At 55.3% G+C, this 16,769-nt stretch carries 16 protein-coding genes; 4 read left to right on the forward strand and 12 right to left on the reverse strand.

The features are described 5' to 3' along the window. Positions 1 to 65 precede the first annotated feature (65 nt). The 7 genes from lgt to ACYVHC_RS06405 all read right to left on the reverse strand — a co-directional run bounded on the left by lgt (position 66) and on the right by ACYVHC_RS06405 (position 7,109). Positions 66 to 1,058, reverse strand: a complete 993-nt coding sequence (gene lgt / locus ACYVHC_RS06375; RefSeq protein WP_460612830.1) for a prolipoprotein diacylglyceryl transferase — start codon at positions 1,056 to 1,058, stop codon at positions 66 to 68. 122 nt (positions 1,059 to 1,180) lie between these two features. Further along, positions 1,181 to 1,465 carry a hypothetical protein gene (locus tag ACYVHC_RS06380; RefSeq protein WP_460612831.1) on the reverse strand — a complete coding sequence of 95 codons (285 nt, stop codon included), beginning with the start codon at positions 1,463 to 1,465 and terminating at the stop codon, positions 1,181 to 1,183. 4 nt (positions 1,466 to 1,469) lie between these two features. Beyond that, positions 1,470 to 2,090 carry an RNA polymerase sigma factor gene (locus ACYVHC_RS06385; RefSeq protein ID WP_460612832.1) on the reverse strand — a complete coding sequence of 207 codons (621 nt, stop codon included), beginning with the start codon at positions 2,088 to 2,090 and terminating at the stop codon, positions 1,470 to 1,472. A gap of 201 nt (positions 2,091 to 2,291) precedes the next feature. Next, the gene (gene nadE / locus ACYVHC_RS06390; RefSeq protein WP_460612833.1) at positions 2,292 to 4,226 is read right to left on the reverse strand and encodes a glutamine-dependent NAD(+) synthetase; all 1,935 of its coding nucleotides are present in this window, start codon (positions 4,224 to 4,226) and stop codon (positions 2,292 to 2,294) included. A gap of 539 nt (positions 4,227 to 4,765) precedes the next feature. Then, positions 4,766 to 5,515, reverse strand: a complete 750-nt coding sequence (rnc, locus tag ACYVHC_RS06395; RefSeq protein ID WP_460612834.1) for a ribonuclease III family protein — start codon at positions 5,513 to 5,515, stop codon at positions 4,766 to 4,768. Continuing rightward, positions 5,515 to 6,768 (reverse strand): beta-ketoacyl-ACP synthase II, encoded by a 1,254-nt coding sequence (fabF, locus tag ACYVHC_RS06400; protein WP_460612835.1) that lies wholly within the window; start codon positions 6,766 to 6,768, stop codon positions 5,515 to 5,517. Before fabF ends, rnc begins: the two co-directional genes overlap by 1 nt. 104 nt (positions 6,769 to 6,872) lie before the next feature. Beyond that, positions 6,873 to 7,109, reverse strand: coding sequence for an acyl carrier protein (locus ACYVHC_RS06405; RefSeq protein WP_019948606.1), 237 nt, complete (start codon positions 7,107 to 7,109; stop codon positions 6,873 to 6,875). Between the two features lie 162 nt (positions 7,110 to 7,271). Between ACYVHC_RS06405 and ACYVHC_RS06410 the strand changes: the two genes are divergently transcribed. After that, positions 7,272 to 7,700: an IPExxxVDY family protein gene (locus ACYVHC_RS06410; RefSeq protein WP_460612836.1), complete on the forward strand. Its 429-nt coding sequence runs from the start codon at positions 7,272 to 7,274 to the stop codon at positions 7,698 to 7,700. Between the two features lie 156 nt (positions 7,701 to 7,856). Further along, a complete protein-coding gene (gene pyk / locus ACYVHC_RS06415; protein WP_460612837.1) occupies positions 7,857 to 9,296 on the forward strand; it encodes a pyruvate kinase in 1,440 nt (479 codons plus the stop codon). Between the two features lie 264 nt (positions 9,297 to 9,560). Here the strand turns inward: pyk and rpsT are convergent, their stop codons facing one another. Together rpsT and ACYVHC_RS06425 are read right to left on the reverse strand one after the other, a co-directional pair. Next, a complete protein-coding gene (gene rpsT, locus ACYVHC_RS06420; protein WP_460612838.1) occupies positions 9,561 to 9,818 on the reverse strand; it encodes a 30S ribosomal protein S20 in 258 nt (85 codons plus the stop codon). A gap of 348 nt (positions 9,819 to 10,166) precedes the next feature. Continuing rightward, positions 10,167 to 10,823, reverse strand: a complete 657-nt coding sequence (locus tag ACYVHC_RS06425) for a DUF4142 domain-containing protein (RefSeq protein WP_460612839.1) — start codon at positions 10,821 to 10,823, stop codon at positions 10,167 to 10,169. Between the two features lie 409 nt (positions 10,824 to 11,232). Here ACYVHC_RS06425 and ACYVHC_RS06430 point away from each other — a divergent pair, with 409 nt between their 5' ends. Next, positions 11,233 to 12,222 (forward strand): YheT family hydrolase, encoded by a 990-nt coding sequence (locus tag ACYVHC_RS06430; protein ID WP_460612840.1) that lies wholly within the window; start codon positions 11,233 to 11,235, stop codon positions 12,220 to 12,222. Between the two features lie 90 nt (positions 12,223 to 12,312). Here ACYVHC_RS06430 and rsmG read toward each other — a convergent pair whose 3' ends face one another. The 3 genes from rsmG to ACYVHC_RS06445 form a co-directional block, all read right to left on the reverse strand. Then, positions 12,313 to 12,936, reverse strand: a complete 624-nt coding sequence (gene rsmG / locus ACYVHC_RS06435) for a 16S rRNA (guanine(527)-N(7))-methyltransferase RsmG (protein ID WP_460612841.1) — start codon at positions 12,934 to 12,936, stop codon at positions 12,313 to 12,315. 96 nt (positions 12,937 to 13,032) lie between these two features. Beyond that, a complete protein-coding gene (locus ACYVHC_RS06440; RefSeq protein ID WP_460612842.1) occupies positions 13,033 to 13,650 on the reverse strand; it encodes an RNA polymerase sigma factor in 618 nt (205 codons plus the stop codon). After that, positions 13,641 to 14,798, reverse strand: coding sequence for a glycosyltransferase family protein (locus ACYVHC_RS06445; RefSeq protein ID WP_460612843.1), 1,158 nt, complete (start codon positions 14,796 to 14,798; stop codon positions 13,641 to 13,643). The genes ACYVHC_RS06440 and ACYVHC_RS06445 overlap by 10 nt, the downstream gene beginning before the upstream one ends. A 132-nt stretch (positions 14,799 to 14,930) precedes the next feature. Here ACYVHC_RS06445 and tgt point away from each other — a divergent pair, with 132 nt between their 5' ends. Continuing rightward, the gene (tgt, locus tag ACYVHC_RS06450) at positions 14,931 to 16,061 is read left to right on the forward strand and encodes a tRNA guanosine(34) transglycosylase Tgt (protein WP_460612844.1); all 1,131 of its coding nucleotides are present in this window, start codon (positions 14,931 to 14,933) and stop codon (positions 16,059 to 16,061) included. Positions 16,062 to 16,769: the final 708 nt, after the last annotated feature.

Raw genomic sequence — 16,769 nt, forward strand, 5'->3', positions numbered from 1 at the left:
AAAGCCCCTTGCTCACATGAGCAAGGGGCTTTTGTATGCTGATGGGGTTGGGGGCCAGTTCTACCCTAGCGAGTCTGGATAGCGGCTTTGGCTTCTTCCTCCTCCAGGTCGCGCGGGGCGTAGCCGTAGGGGTTTTGCGGGTCTTTGCCGGCGCGCCATACTACCCACAGGCCAATGAAAATCAGCGGTACGCTCAGCCACTGGCCCATATTCAGGCTCATGTCCTGCTCAAACGCTACCTGGTCTTCCTTGAGGAACTCTACTAGGAAGCGGAACGAGAACAGCAGCACCACAAACAAGCCAAACAGCTGACCGCGCGGCGTGCGCTCCTTGGTGCGGTTCCACATGCTGTAGAGCAGCGCAAACAGCACTACGCAGAACAGCGACTCGTAAATTTGAGTGGGGTGGCGCGGTACGGCTACCTCCGTGCCGGAGGCCACAGTAGCGCCGGCTGGTTGCGTTTCGAAGGTTACTTCGCCATCGGCCTGACGCGCCCGCTGTACGGCTACAGAACCGGCCGGAACGGCTTGGTCGGCGGTGGCTTTCTGCAGGTGCTCTACGTCGCGCGGGAACACGAAGGCCCAGGGAACATCGGTCGGGCGGCCTACAATTTCGGAGTTCATCAGGTTACCTATCCGAATGAGGGCGCCGCCTACGGCTACTACCAGCACAATCCGGTCGAGCGTCCAAAGCCAATCAAACTTGTTGTTGCGGCTAAACAGCCACACCGCGAAGATGATACCGATGGTAGCACCATGGCTGGCCAGGCCGCCATGCCAGATCTTCAGGATTTCCCAGGGCTGGTCTTTGTAAGAAGCCCAATCATAGAAAAACACGTGGCCAAGACGGGCACCCAGCACGGTACCCAGCAGCACATAAATGGTAATGACATCCACCCAGCGTGGCGACACCTTCTCGGATTTGTAGACGTGGCCCAGAATAAAGGTGCCTACCACAAAGCCCGACATAAACAGCAGGCCATACCAACGCAGGGTTAGCGGCCCGATTTCCGCGAGGATAGGATTGGGGCTCCACAGAATGGCGCTCAGGAAACTCATAAGCAGAAAGAAAGGATTAGAGGTCCGAAAGTACGGAAAGGGTTTCAGCTGTGCCTATAGTGTTACGCCAAGGCAAGCGCGGAATATGGTAAGTAGGCCCAGCAGTGAGCGGGTAAACAGGCTTATCGGCCGCCCGGATAGGTTTGCGCCTGGCCGGCTGGCTCACCGGAGCGCACCACAGCGCCGTCGCCGCTCAGCAGCAGTATAAACCCCAGCATAACGGCGTAGCTGGGCCAGCGCAGCCAGGTAGGCAGCAGCTGAGGCGCCACTGCTGCCTCGCCAGTAAGCCGGGCGCGCACCCGATTGTAGAAGAAAGGCCGCGGTTGGGGATGCTGCTGAGTACGCCATTGGTGCAGCAGGTTTTCCCATTCTTCATCGGGAGTGAGGCGAGTGGCAGAATCAGGCATGGCGCTAGAGAAGGTTAAGATGATTGCGGAGCGTTTTGCGGGCGCGAAACAGCAGCGACTCTACGGCTGGCACCGTAGTGTTGAGAACCGCTGCTATTTCCTCGTAGCTCAGTTCCTGCTCGTGGCGTAGCGTGAAGGCTACCTGTTGCTGGGCGGGCAGGCGGGCAATGTGGGCGCGTAACACCTCTACTTGCTGCTGCCCCTCTAGTTGCGCCTGCGGGTGCGCATGATCAGCCGGCTCGTGCAACACCTGGTTGTCGAAGCCTAGCAGACTGGTGAAATAGGCAAAGCGCTTCTGAGCGCGGGCCCGTTGCTGGTGTTTCAGAGCCCGCGAAGTGGCCAACCGATACAGCCACGTACTCAGGGCCGCCTCACCCCGAAACCGGCCGATGGTTCGGTAGACTTCCACGAACACTTCCTGAGCTACGTCTTCGGCATCTTCCGGCGACCGAAGCAGGGCCAGCACGGTGCGGTAAATACGATGCTGATACCGTTCTACCAGCGTGCGAAACGCCTCTTCGCTTCCCTGTTGCAACTGCGCTACCAACTCAGCATCGATAGAACCAGCGGAGCAGTGCTCAGGAGAAACAACGCGGTGAGCGACAGGCAGCGGAAGGGTATACACCAGCGAAGCGAGAAGTGAACGGTAAAAACGACACCTTGACAGCACCCGGTTTTTCCGGTGACGACTGAGGGTACATCTGCTTAGGCCGCATTGGCGCGTAAAACTTGCGCCAATGCGGCCATATTTCTTTCAACTACCTAGTACTGAAATAGAAATATAAAAAACATCCTGCCTTCTACCGCAGCCTCAGCTACCTGGCACCTATAACTGATTCAACTCCTCCGTGTAGCCGCCGCTCAAAATAGGGAAGCGCAGCCAGGAGCGCGGATCTACGTTGTAATCGTCGAGGTGGAAAGCCGGTGCGTACCGCTCGCGCTTCCACTGGTTGCGGCTCCAAAGGCTATAGAAACGCTTCACGTAAGTTTTCAGCTGCTCGGCGTCGGCATCGGGGGTTTCTTGCACCAACGTTGCTAGCACCTGTTTAGGGCTTAACCGGTCGTAGAAAGCTAGGCGCTCGATGCGGTTGAGCAGCACGTATGGCATTAGGTCGCGCTCGTCGGTTTGTTTGTCTTCCAGGGGGCGCAGCTCGGCAGTGGGTTGCAAACTATTCACATGTCGCAGTGCCGGGTAGTTTAGCTCGGTTTCGGCCCAACGCAGCCACTTTTTAACGAAGTCCTTATCTACGCCGGCAATGGGCGAGATGGAGCCGGCCGTGTCGCCATCCATGGTGCAGTAGCCCACACTAGCCTCCGAGCGGTTCGAAGTCGTCATGAGCAAGCAATTTTGCACGTTGGCCAGCAGCCAGATGCTAGGGGCGCGTACCCGGGCCTGAATGTTTTGCAGGGCTAAGTCGTCGGTTTTCCAGGTAAGCTCCCGGCCCAAGGCATGTTCAATTTTGCCTACGTAGCCGGTTACTTCGTCATCAATGGTCCAGTTGTAGAACACGGCTCCAATGGAATCGGCTAGCTCTTTGGCTGAGTTAAACGTATCGTCGGAAGAATTAACGGTGCCTTGATAGGCGCACGTGAGCAAGCGGCGGGTTAGCTGTTTGTTGATGGCGGCCTGATCGGGACTAGGCTCCGAGTGGGAGGCATCCTTGGGGCCAGGCGTGTTCTGATCAGGGGTTGGAGCCGCCGGGCCAGCTAGTCGCTCGATTTCCTCGGTGGTAAAGCAGCCGGAGCGGCGCATAAACTCCGCGGTTCCGATTTCAGTGGTGCCTAGGCGCACCAGCTCTGCCACGGCTACGGCGCACATCACAGAGTCGGCGCCCCCGCTTAGGCTCAGCACAAAGCCACGGCTGCGCGCTTTACGCAGGTAGTCAAACAAGGCCAAGCTCAGCGCCTGATTTAGCTCCCGGTACTCATCCGGAACGGGCAACGGCTGAATTTCCTCAGCGCGCACTTGCTCGGTGGTGAAATCCACATCCACGCATTCCATATCTACTTCCTTGAAGCTCATGAGCTGATTGCGCAGCAGCAAGTGCCCATTGCGCGCCACCAGAATCTCGCCGTCGTACACGATCCGGCCGGCTTCGTTGCCTAGTAAATTGGCGTAGAGATACGTGCAGTTGAAGTTGCGTGAGGCATTCAGCACCAACTTATAGCGCAGGTCCGTTTTGCTCATGGCAAAGTGGCTGGCCGAGGGATTCACAATCATATCCACTCGGCCCCGCAAACGGGCCGCAGGCCGCACCTCATCGGGCCGCCACGCATCCTCACAAATCTCGAAGCCGAACTTAACCCCCTTGTGCTCAAATATCATGTCGCCAAGGGTCCACTCCTCCCCTTCCCACTGCACGGTGGTGGTTTCGCCAGCAGGCCAGGGGTAGAAGAAGCGCGGCTCATAGTGCACACCATCATTGGCCAGAAACTGCTTCGCGGCAAAGCCCAGAATCTGCCCATCACGTAGTACCGCAGCCGTATTGTAGGTCCGGTGGCTCAAGCGTATCGGCAAGCCCACTACCACACAGATGCCGTCAGTCCAGGGTCGGATTTGCTGCAAGTGCGCCAGCGCTGACTCCGGGAGCCAGTCGCTCAGAAACAGGTCTTCGCAGCCGTAGCCGGTGAGGCACAGCTCGGGCAGGCACAACAGCTCTACGCCAGCAGCTTTGGCTTGCTCAATGGCTTCGCGGATGGTTCGTAGGTTATGAGTCCAGTCGAAAGGTATCTGGTTGAGGGCGGCGCCGGCTATTCGCATAAGTCAGGAAAGAAGTTTATTCTGCAAATCAACTCCATTTACCCGGTTCGGGTTGCCCTCTGCGCCCTCCACGAAAACATTACGCCCTCTACAGGCTATGTCGTTGTTATGATTTTAGCCTGCAGAGGACACATTACAACTACTTGAAATGTGAAGAAGCAGTAACCTCTACAGAGTTATCATAAAACCGTAGGGTTCCTCTGCAATCAGCATAGAAAGACTGCCCATTTTCATTGGTATATATTCCTTCCACTCTAATCCATTCTGTGCTATCACGCTTGCTGTAGCTCCTTTTGCTGTTCATTAGATAGCAAAGAGAAGTAGTTTGCGCTGTTGTCAGGTGTCCCTCTACAACGTTCTCAATCCTCCAAACACAACGAAATTCACTGTCGCAGTCTTCATTGCTGGAACGCATAATTACCACAACAGGCTTTTCGACCCGTTGCCATACATCGTATATGTAGTACAAACTTCCAAGTCCGAATGTAATCAGCAGAGAAAAGGCCAGAAAATGCAGGCAACCTCTCATTGTGTTACTCCTACACCCCTAGTACTTCCAGCGCGCGCTCGGCGGCTAGCTGCTCGGCTTGCTTTTTGGAGAGGCCCATGCCGGTTGCCACTGAATTCTCATCTAGTAGCACGGTAGCCGAAAACTCCATTACGCCGCCGGGGCGGGCTTCGCCGGTAAGGTCGTAGCGCAGGTTTTTGCCGTTGCGCTGGGCCCACTCAATCAGCTTGCTCTTGAAGTTGGTGGTGGTTTGCGTCATGGCCTTCACATCCACATAGGGCTTGATGAGGCGGCTGAGCACAAACTTGCGGGCCGTTTTGTAGCCCTGATCTAAATAAACTGCGCCCACTAAGGCTTCTAGGGCGTTGCCATTTACGGAGCGAGACCTGGCCGCGCGGCCCTGGGCTGCATCTAGCTGCACCAGCTTATCTAGCCCAATTTTGAGGGCAATGGCATTGAGGCTTTCCCGATTTACAATGCGGCTGCGCATCTCCGTCAAAAAGCCTTCCTGCTCATATGGAAACTTCCGAAATAGGTATTCGGCTACCACCGTGCCTAGCACGGCATCACCCAGAAACTCTAGGCGCTCGTTGCTTTGGTGGCGCGCTTGGTCACCCTGCTGGCGCACTACCGAGGAGTGCGTAAAGGCCAGCTGATACAGGCGCACATTATCGGGCGTGTGACCCGTGAGGGTGGCAATAGCTTGCCGGAAGGCCCGGTCACGACCCAGCAGTCGGCGAAAAAAGCCGAACAACGGCAGGGGCTGACCGGGCCTGGGCATTAGTCGCGGAGTTTGCGGAAGATGACGGACGTATTATGGCCGCCAAACCCGAAGGTGTTGCTCATGGCCACGTTCACCTCGCGGGGCTGCGCCTTGTTGAACGTAAAGTTCAGCTTGGGGTCCAGTTCCGGGTCGTCGGTGAAGTGGTTGATGGTAGGTGGCACCACGTTGTGCTGCATAGCCAGAATGCAGGCTACCGCTTCAATAGCGCCCGCACCGCCTAGCAAGTGCCCCGTCATGCTCTTAGTCGAGCTGATGTTCAGGTTGTAGGCATCTTCGCCAAACACTTTCTGGATGGCTTTTACCTCGGCTCCATCACCTAGTGGAGTGCTGGTGCCGTGGGTGTTGATGTAATCAACATCAGCCGGCTTAATACCTGCATCACGCAGCGCGTTCTGCATTACCAGTACTACGCCGTTACCCTCAGGGTCCGGAGCCGTAATATGGTAGGCATCGGCCGACATACCCCCGCCAATCAGCTCGGCGTAGATTTTGGCGCCGCGGGCTTTGGCGTGCTCATACTCCTCCAGAATCAGCGAAGCAGCTCCTTCGCCCAGTACAAAGCCGTCGCGCTCCTTGTCATAGGGGCGTGAGGCTAACTCCGGGGAGTCGTTCCGCTCGCTCATGGCCTTGAGGGCGTTGAAGCCGCCTACCCCCGATTCGGTGATAGCCGCCTCCGAGCCACCCGTCACTACCACATCAGCCATGTTCAGGCGAATGTAATTGAAGGCCGAGATGATAGAGTCAGAAGAAGAAGCGCAGGCCGAGGTGGTTACGAAGTTTGGACCGCGAAACTTGTGCCGGATAGAGATGTTGCCCGACGCGCTGTCAGCAATCATCTTCGGGATGAAGAAAGGATTGAAACGCGGGGTACCGTCGCCGTTGGCGAAGGCAATGCACTCGGCTTGCAGGGACGTGAGACCACCGATACCGGAGCCCCAAATAACTCCTACCCGGTCTTTATCAATGCCTTCTTCGTCCAGTTTGGCATCCTTAATGGCCTCATCGGCAGCAATCAGGGCAAACTGGGTGAAGATGTCCATCTTCCGGCCTTCCTTGGTGGGGAAGTACGTATCCGGATTATAGTTCTTCACTTCGCAGGCGAAGCGAGTCTTGAACTTGCTGGCATCGAATCGGGTGATGGGGGCGGCCCCGCTCACGCCGGCTTGCAGGCCCTCCCAATATGCGGGGGCAGTGTTACCCAGCGGGGTTATGGCACCCAGGCCGGTCACGACAACTCTCCGAAGAGACATAGGCTGGCTCAGAGAAGCGAAAGAAAGGAAATCAGTAGAAAAGCAAAACGGCCGGCGGCAGGCCGGCCGGTAAGCACTTTAAGGGTAGAAAAGCGTGCCGCGAATTACTTGGCGTGCTCTTCGAGGTAGCTGATAGCCTGGCCCACGGTACCGATATTCTCGGCCTGATCATCGGGGATAGACACGTTGAATTCTTTTTCGAACTCCATGATGAGCTCTACGGTATCCAGCGAGTCAGCGCCCAGATCGTTGGTGAAGCTAGCCTCTGGAGTAACTTCCGAAGCTTCTACGCCGAGTTTATCAATGATGATGGCTTTTACTTTTTCTGCAATTTCAGACATTTCCGTGGGGGTTTAAGGAAAACTCGGCACAAATAACACCATCTTCGCTAACATTGTCAAACTTCATCCCCCTAATCTTCCGGGTACAAGATTATGGCCAGGGGAGTTCCGTGGGGGTACTGCGGTGCTTATTTTTGCGTTTCCTTTCCTTTGCCGCCGCCCATGAAAACCCTTACGCTGGATGTGGAATACGACTGCGAGTTCGACCTGTTCGGGCTTGTTTCCTCAACGCGGGAGCACACGCTGGCCTGGGTACTGAACCGGGCGTTGCACCTGCGCCTGGTTAAGCAACAGGACATTGTGTATGACTTGTTGGCGAAGGGCCGCCTAGTCATCAGCAACTATATGCACGCTACAGAGCACTACACGCTACGCCTGCTACGCAACCGTTCCCTTGATCCGTCGCCGCTGAAAAAGCCCTTTCTAGCCCCCGATATTAAAGAGTACGATTACCTGCTACAGGTAAGCAGCGGCTCCGGATTACTTTCGCCCAAAGAGTTGCTCGTGCAGCTGTCGGCGCTGCCTGAGGTGCAACTGGTCAGCCAGTTTGACCCAAATGACCTTAAATTCAAAGAAAATCTGCTCTTTTGAGCCTGAATACCTCCGCCATCCTGAGCGTAACGTAGGCCTCTGTACTAGGCACCCTGTTGGTCTAAACCGATTATGCCTTAAGCAGCAGGCCTTTGGTCCGGCTCAGGATGCTGCATGTTTGCCCTTTTCAGAAATTCCAGAACGCAAAAAATACACATGGAAACTCGTCCGCATTTTAATAAAACCAAGATCATTGCCACCGTTGGCCCCGCCTCTAATACCTACGAGAAGCTAGGCATGCTGATGCGGGAAGGCGTAGACGTATTCCGGCTTAACTTTTCTCATGGCAGCCACGAAGACCACCTGTCAGTAATCAACACGGTGCGCCGCCTTAATAAGGACATGCGCATGAACGTGGGCTTGCTCCAGGATTTACAGGGCCCCAAAATCCGGTTGGGTGAGGTAGAAGGCGGCTCCGTTGAAATTAAAGCCGGCGACAAGATCAAGCTGGTGTGCGGTGAGAAAGAAACCACCACGGCTACCCGCCTGAGCACGATTTACCTGGGCCTAGCCCGCGACGTGAAGCCCGGCGACATGATTCTCATCGATGATGGCAAGATTGAGCTGCGCGTACTGGCCACTGACCGCGACAAGGAAGTAGATGTAGAAGTAATCTATGGCGGCACGGTAAAGCCCCGCAAAGGCATCAACCTGCCTGACTCCGAGGTATCAGCTCCGTCGATGACGGAAAAGGACATTGAAGACCTAAAGTTTGGTCTGGAAAACGATGTGGACTGGATTGCGCTTTCCTTTGCCCGCCGCGCCGAGGACATCCGCTTTATTAAGAGCCTGATTGCCGAAAGCGGCAAGAGCGCGCAGGTGATTGCCAAAATCGAAACGCCCGAAGGCCTCAAAAACCTCGACGAAATCATTGCCCTGACCGACGCCGTAATGGTAGCCCGTGGCGACCTGGGCGTAGAGGTGAAGATGGAAGAGGTGCCCATGGCCCAGAAGCTCATCGTGGAGAAGTGCAACAAGGTGGGCAAGCCCGTAATTGTTGCCACCCAAATGATGGAAAGCATGATTACGGCGCCGCGCCCAACTCGTGCTGAAACCAGCGACGTTGCTAATGCTGTGGTTGATGGCGCTGATGCCGTGATGCTTTCCGCTGAAACGGCCGTAGGAGCTTACCCGGCGGAGGTTATCCGCTCGATGGTAGCGACTATTTTGAGCGTGGAGAGCCGCATGCCTAGCCTCTACCACCACTGGTTCCCCATCGACCCTAGCTCTCCTACCTTCATGGTAGACAGCGTACTGTCGGCGGCTTGCCACTTGGCCAAGAATACCGGAGCCAAAGCCATTACCGGCATGACGCACCGCGGCTACACGGCCTTCCAGATTGCCAAGTACCGCCCCAAAGCCAACATCTTTATCTTCACGGATAACCGCCCCTTGCTTACTACCCTGAGCCTGATTTGGGGCGTGCGTGGCTTCTACTACGACCGCATGGTAAGCACCGACAGCACGGTTTCAGACATCAAGTATGCTCTGACTACCACCGGCCACCTGCAGAAAGGCGACGTGTTTATCAACACGGCCTCTATGCCGATCAATGAGAAAGGCAAAACCAACATGGTGAAAGTAAGCGTGGCCTAGGTTACTAGGTCTAGTTAGCTGAGAAGCCCGGGCAACAGGTGTTGCCCGGGCTTTTTTATTGCTGCTACAGCAGCACGCTTCAGCACCAGATGCGCAGTTACTAGCCCCGATTTGTCGGTCAACCCTTCCTTGGCAGAACCTACACTAGGTTTTGGGTGGCTATGCAGTTGTAGTAATGCACCACTTACATGAGATTAAACGCACCAAGGCCCTGAGCTTGCGCCCAGGGCCTTGTGTATATAGAGCAGAGCGCCGATTGTCTGCTTACGCAGCCAGCGACTTCACGAACTTAGCCAGCTTCGACTTGTTGTTGGCGGCTTTGTTCTTGTGAATGATGTTCTTCTTGGCCAGGCGGTCCAGCATCGAGGATACTTTCTGCAGCAGCTCCTGCGCAGCAGTAGCATCAGTGGTACCACGCAGCTTCTTGATAGCGGTGCGGGTAGATTTAGCCTGGTAACGGTTCAGCACGCGCTTAGCTTCGTTGGAACGGATGCGCTTGAGGGCCGACTTATGATTTGCCATGGGATATGAAAAGGGTCTTCTGCTCGAATTCAGTTCAATTGAGGAGTGCAAAGGTAAAGCTTTGCTTTGAAATAGCAAACACCCATTTCATTATTGACTGCAGGAATAGCTGCTACCTCCTAGCGGGCTTGCCTGTAGTTATGCCCTAAATCCGCATACTACGTGCCCCCTGGCGGTTTGGCAACTTAGGTAGCCTAGTCGCACTAACGCAGTTTCCACTTGAAACACTAGCCCTAGCCCGTGCAATGAGCACACGAGCTAGGGCTAGTGCGGGAGGCTGCGCTTCACTTAGCACCTCAGGTTGGTTGCCATAGTGGGCAGCCGGATAGGTCGAAACTGCATATCAGGTTAATCTACCTTCTTTTCTAGTTCGTCGGCCATGGTATGGTGCGAGCGTAACATAGGCAGTGTTTTGGTAGCAAAGGATTTCACGGCGGGCATTTGGGCCCCGCTACTTTTCACCTCAAACATGGCAATGTCCATCTTATGCGCTGTTTCCATGGCATCCATGTAAGCTTCATCAAAGTCTTTGCCCGTCTTATTCATGAGTCGGTCGGCCATGGCTTGGTGCACAGGTAGCATGGTTTGTGGTAGCGTTACCCCTAATGGCGAGGCCACCGTCTGGAGCTCCTGAGTAGCTTTGGTATGGTGGTCCACCATCATCTGGCCATAGCGCTTTACATCGGCATTAGTCGATTTTTGCACAGCCATCTTACCCATCTGAATCTCCAGCATGTTGCTGCTGGCCGCATTCATCAAAAATACGGGGTCCTGCATGGTGGCGAAGGAAGCCATGTAGGTGGCATTTATATCGGCGCCGGCAGCGCTGCCAGTAGCATCGGTAGCATTGCTGCCACCGGAGCCGCTAATGGCCATTGTGCCGCTGGTACCGGGGCTGCTGATGCCAGTGCTGCTAGTAGAAGTGGCGCCGGCATTCGTGCCGGTAGATCCCGCGCCGCTAACCGAGGAGCCACTGGTGGCATCCATGGCGGAACCGGTTTCCATAGTACTTCCAGAGGTAGTAGCACTTGTCCCCGTTCCGGTGTTGCTGGTGCTACAGGCGGTGCCAAACAGCAAGGTGCTGGCAACCAAGAATTGTGGAATTACTTTTGTTGTTTTCATACAGAAAGAATGTGTTGATCAGGACACATTTATACGATCATACCATGAAAACAAGTCAATAATTTTATGCATTTTTAGAAGAGAACCTTCCCCTATTCCCAACAGTTCAGACTTTAGAATCCAAGAGCTTACAGCTATCAGCGGCTTGCCCAATTTGGTAGCCTAGTAAGTTCATAGCCTTTGCGGACAAGCTACAATGAAACGATATGCTACGCCGCAATTGTATGCATGCCTACTTCTTTCTCCGTATAGTATTTTGCCCAACGAGCCTTCACCTCTAGCTTGCGCCACCATGCCTCTCGTTACTACCTCTCCCTACCGGCCGCCATTTTATCTATTTAATGGTCATTTGCAAACCATCGTCCCTAGCCTCTGGCGCGCGGTGCCCGAGGTACGCTACCAGCGGGAGCGGGTAGAAACCGACGATGGTGATTTTCTGGACCTGGATTGGTCGAGGCTGCCGGTTAATGGGCAGCCAACTGATGCGCTGGGCATTGTGTCGCATGGATTGGAGGGCGACGCCGGCCGGCCGTATGTGCGCGGCATGGTGCGGGCCCTTAACCACGCTGGCATGGATGCTCTGGCCTGGAACTACCGCAGCTGCAGCGGTGAAATGAACCGGTTGCTCCGCTCCTACCACCTCGGCGACACCGACGACCTGGACTTTGTGGTGCGCTATGCCCTAGGCAAGGCCCGTTACCGGAGGGTGTTCCTGACGGGTTTCTCAGCGGGTGGCAACGTCACACTGAAATACCTGGGTGAAAACCCCGCCCGCATTCCGCGCGAAGTGCAGCGTGCCGCCGTTTTCTCGGTTCCGACGGATCTGAAATCCAGCTCTCAGCAAATTGCTAGGCTAGAAAACCGCATCTACCTGAACCGCTTCATGAAAACGCTGCGGGCCAAAATGCGCGAAAAAGCAGCCCTCCTACCCGACCAAGTGGACCTGACTGGCCTCGATGAGCTACAGGATTTCCCGCAGTTCGATGACCGCTATACGGCCCCCATGCACGGCTTCAAGTCGGCCGATGAATACTATGAGCACGCTAGCTCCGGCCGCTACCTCAGCGGTATTCAGGTGCCCACGCTAATCGTCAACGCCGAAAACGACCCCTTCCTGCCTCCCTCTTGCTTTCCGCGCGAGGTAGCCGCGGCAAGTAAGTTTGTGTACCTCGAAACACCTTCTGATGGCGGCCACGTAGGGTTTGCAGAAGGCTCACCCGATGGCGACTACTACTCTGAGCGCCGCGCTGTAGATTTCCTGACCGCCGAAACACCGGCTTAGCAGCTATAGGCATCTAATAACACCAACGCCTCCGGTAGGGCTTCTGCAAGCTTAGCCGGAGGCGTTGGTGTTACTAGGCATTCCTTAGCATTAAGCCGAAGGAACTGGCACGAACACTACCTTCTTGGTTTCGAAAAACTCTTCCTGAAAGATATCCTTGAGTTCGTGCACGGTAGCTTTCAAGCCCGATTCTTCGATTTCTTCCGTTAGGTCGCCGCCTTTCAGGTAATAGAGGCCGTTGAGAGGCGAGGTGCTAGGCTTGTAGCGGTGAGCAATCCAGGTGTGGAAGGTGGCTAAGCGCGCGACGGCGCGGCTCACAATGAAGTCGTATTTGGTGCGCAGCTGCTCGGCCCTGATTTGCTCGGCCGTTACGTTGGTCAGGTGCAGGGCGTGGGCCATTTCCTGCACGGCATGTATTTTCTTACCAATGCTGTCTACGAGGTGAAACTTCACCTCCGGAAACAAAATGGCCAGCGGCAAGCCGGGTAGACCGCCGCCCGTGCCCACATCCAGCACCGAAGCGCCCGCCGGAAACTCTACTACCTTGGCAATACCCAGTGAGTGCAGAAAATGCCGCTCCGCGAGGTTGTCCACGTCGGTGCGGGCCACCAGGTTAAGGCGTTCATTCCAGCTTCGAAACTCGGTTTCGAGTTGCTGAAACTGGTGGCGCTGGTGGTCAGTGAGGTGCGGGAAGTAGTGGCTGATGATGTCCATGATGCCAGCAAAGGTAAGGCCACCGACGGTTGTAGCACTGCCGCCCCCTAGCACCTAGGCATAAAAAAAGCCCCGACTTGCGGCGGGGCTTTTTCACTAGATAATTTCTTTCTTGTTTTTCACCATGTCATAGAGCAGCTCGCGGGCACGGTGCAGCTGGGCTTTCACAGTGCCAAGCGGGGCTTTCAGCTCCTGCGCAATTTCTTCGTAGCTCAGCTCATCGAAGTAGCGCAGCGTAACCAGGCGCTGGTATTTTTCGGGCAGCCGAGATACCACGTGCTGCATGATTTCAATTTTCTGATTCTTGATGGCCGTCTCCTGCGGGTTCAGGTTCTGGTCGCGGAAGTCAATGGTGATTTCGTCGCCGTTGTCAATCTTGATGGCCGAGTCAATCGACATCGTCTTGATCTTATTCTTGCGAATAAAGTCGATGCAGTTATTGGTGGCAATGCGGAACAACCAGGTGCTGAAGGCAAACTCGGGGTTGAACTTGTGCAGGTTGCGGAAGGCCTTGGCAAAAGCCTCAATGGTCAGGTCCTCGGCATCGTCGGGGTTACGGACCATCTTGAGCACCACGTGGTACACCGGCTTTTTATAGATCTGCATCAGCTCGGCGTACGCTTTTTCATCGCCCTGCTCAACAGCGGCGCGAATCAGCTTGAAGTCATGCTTGGCTTTGGCGGAGAACTGTTTTTCCTGATTGTTTACTTCCATCGGAGGGTGCGGTAGAGGAACAGCGACATTCCCAGAGCGAGATAATAAAAAAAATAGACAGCGTCGAGGATCGGGAGCCACGCTAACGGCAACCGTTCATCAAGGCGGCGGCCGGCTCGGTGGTACACGGCCAGCATAATTGCGGTGCGCACACTCCACACCACAGCCAAAGGTACCCAATCGGGGCGGGAAAACAGCAGGCCGATTGCCATGCCATAAGAAACCACATTGGCCCCTATAAAGGTCCCAATCCGGAGCCGATCAGCCAAGCGGTAGCGGCTGCCCGCCGACAAATGCCGACGCTTTTGACGCCACCACTGTCCCCAGGTGTGCGCTGGTTCGCTGTAGGTATGAGCTCCGGGTTGGGCTACCACTGCTACCCGAGCGCCATGGGCGACGGCATCCTGCACCAGCAGGTCGTCGTCGCCGGAAAGGCTGCGGATATGGGAGGCAAACCCTTTGGTTAGGTAAAAGACCTCCTGAGTGTAGGCCAAGTTGCGCCCCACCCCCATATAAGGCTGGCCGCGCCACGCGAAGGACAAATACTGTGCCCCCGTCAGGAAGGTTTCAAAACGGATCAGCTTATTCAAAAATCCCGGTTCCTCGGCGTAGGCCGAGTATCCGAGTACTAGGTCGGCGGGTTGACTGAAGCCACGTTGCATGTATCTGAGCCACTGGTTGGTGGCCGGAATGCAGTCGGCATCAGTGAAGAGAAGGTGGGAATTTCTCGCCGATTTTATTCCTAACGTGAGCGCATATTTTTTTGGTGACAATCCGTCAGGCGTCTTATTGACGGTTACGAGGCGCACATGGGGGTAGTACTGCGTAAGCTGCTGCACATACAGAAACGTGTCATCGTCGGAGCGGTCATTAATGAGTACTACCTCAAAGCCGGCGGGGTAGTCTTGCTGCAACAGCAGGGGTAGCAGCCGCCGCAGGTTTTCTAGCTCGTTGTGGGCGCATACCAACACCGATACCGGCTCCGCATCCGGCCCATCAGTAGGCTCCGGGGGGCGCAAGGCGAAGGGCAGAAAGTAGTAGGCGGCGTAGGCAATTTGCACCAGCACGCAGGCGAGCAGCAGCCACAGGGCCGGGGACAGATGGAAAGGCAAAACGTCAGGAGTGAATCGGAAAGCAAAAGTAGGCATTCGGGGTGGGGCGAGTACCTTTGCAGCTGTATCAGGTGCCCGTAGTGAAGGAACAGGTGCTGGTTTGTGCTTTCAACGAAACACGAGCTGCCCGAAAATCCGCAACCGGCGCCTGGCAACCGACTTCCCAGAATGACCTTCGACTTAATAGCCAACGACCCGCATTCCAAAGCCCGCGCCGGCGTAGTACACACCGACCATGGCGCTATTGAAACGCCTATTTTCATGCCTGTGGGCACGGCCGGCACCGTAAAAGCCGTGCAGCAGCGCGACCTGAAAGACGATATCAAGGCCCAGATTATTCTCGGCAATACCTACCACCTCTACCTACGCCCAGGCCTGGAAGTGCTCAGCAAAGCCGGCGGTCTGCACAAGTTCAATGGCTGGGACCGGCCTATTCTTACCGACTCGGGCGGGTATCAGGTGTACTCGCTTTCGGGCACGCGCAAAATCAAGGAAGAAGGCGTGAAGTTCCGCTCCCACATTGATGGCTCGCAGCACTTGTTCTCGCCCGAGGGCGTGATGGACATTCAGCGCACCATTGGGGCCGATATCATCATGGCCTTTGATGAATGCACGCCCTGGCCCTGCGAGTACGACTACGCGGCCCGCTCCCTCGACATGACGCACCGCTGGCTGAAGCGTTGCATACAGCGTTTCGACAGCACCGAAGGCCACTATGGCTACTCCCAAACGCTTTTCCCGATTGTGCAGGGTAGTACGTTCAAGGATCTGCGCGTGAAGTCGGCGGAGTTTATTGCCGAGCAGGGCCGCGAGGGCAACGCCATCGGCGGCCTGAGCGTGGGCGAGCCGGCGGAGCTGATGTACGAAATGACCGAGTTAGTCTGCGACATTCTGCCTAAAGACAAGCCGCGTTACCTCATGGGCGTGGGCACGCCGGCCAACATCCTGGAGAATATTGCGCTGGGCGTGGATATGTTTGACTGTGTGATGCCGACCCGCAATGCCCGCAACGGCATGCTGTTCACCACGCAGGGCATCATGAACATTGCCAACAAGAAGTGGGCCGACGACTTCACTCCCATTGACGAAGAACTGGGCGGCTACGTCAGCACGTTCTACTCGCGTAGCTACGTGCGCCACTTGTTCCACAGCAAGGAAATGCTAGGCCCCCAGATTGCCTCCATTCATAACCTTACCTTCTATCTGTGGCTGGTGAAGCAGGCTCGCGAGCAAATTCTGGCCGGCACCTTCCGCGAGTGGAAAGACAAGATGGTGAAGCAGGTAATGACCCGACTGTAGTCATTGAGAAACATGTCGCCCGCCGTAAATCGTCTGCTTCGTATCCTTCTGTGGATTCTGCTGATTGTACTGCCAATCAGTTATTGCCTCCTGACCATAGCAGCCGACCTCAATATGGTATTTGGCTGGTTTTACCTGTCGGATTCTGACACTGATTCTGTTGGCCTAACACTTCAAACAAACTACCCGCCAGCCGCTCAAATACCAGAGCATCAACTAGATATTCTTCAGCTAGTACTTCGACTTGCTCCACTTTGGATTGGGTTTGGCGTAGCAATTCTGGTGTTGTTAGCAGGATGTTTATTGGCTCGCAGTTTAGGAAAGCGGCCGCTACTTAAACCTGTAATGTCGAATAAGCAATTAGCTGGACAGTTGCTTAGCATACTGCTGATTACTTATTTGATGGGGAGCATCATTCACATTGTATGTTACCCTCTACTACAGGAGCTCAACTACTCAGGCTTGTCAATTCCTTCTGAGCCTGAATATTGGTGGCCTTACTATGGTTGGCCAGTGCCGTATTCTCCTATAGAGGGCTGGACGATTTATCCACCTTTGACCTTGAGCGGTATGCCTATGTTCCCAGCGTCGCAAGCGGCTTGTATAAAGCTGGGTACTTTACTGGCTGTATTAGAGGTTAGGTATATGTGGCTCCGGCGACAGCGCACGTTACGTTCGCAGTACTCGTTACAACAGCCGTAAACTGCT

It is taken from the genome of Hymenobacter seoulensis (genome assembly GCF_054780535.1).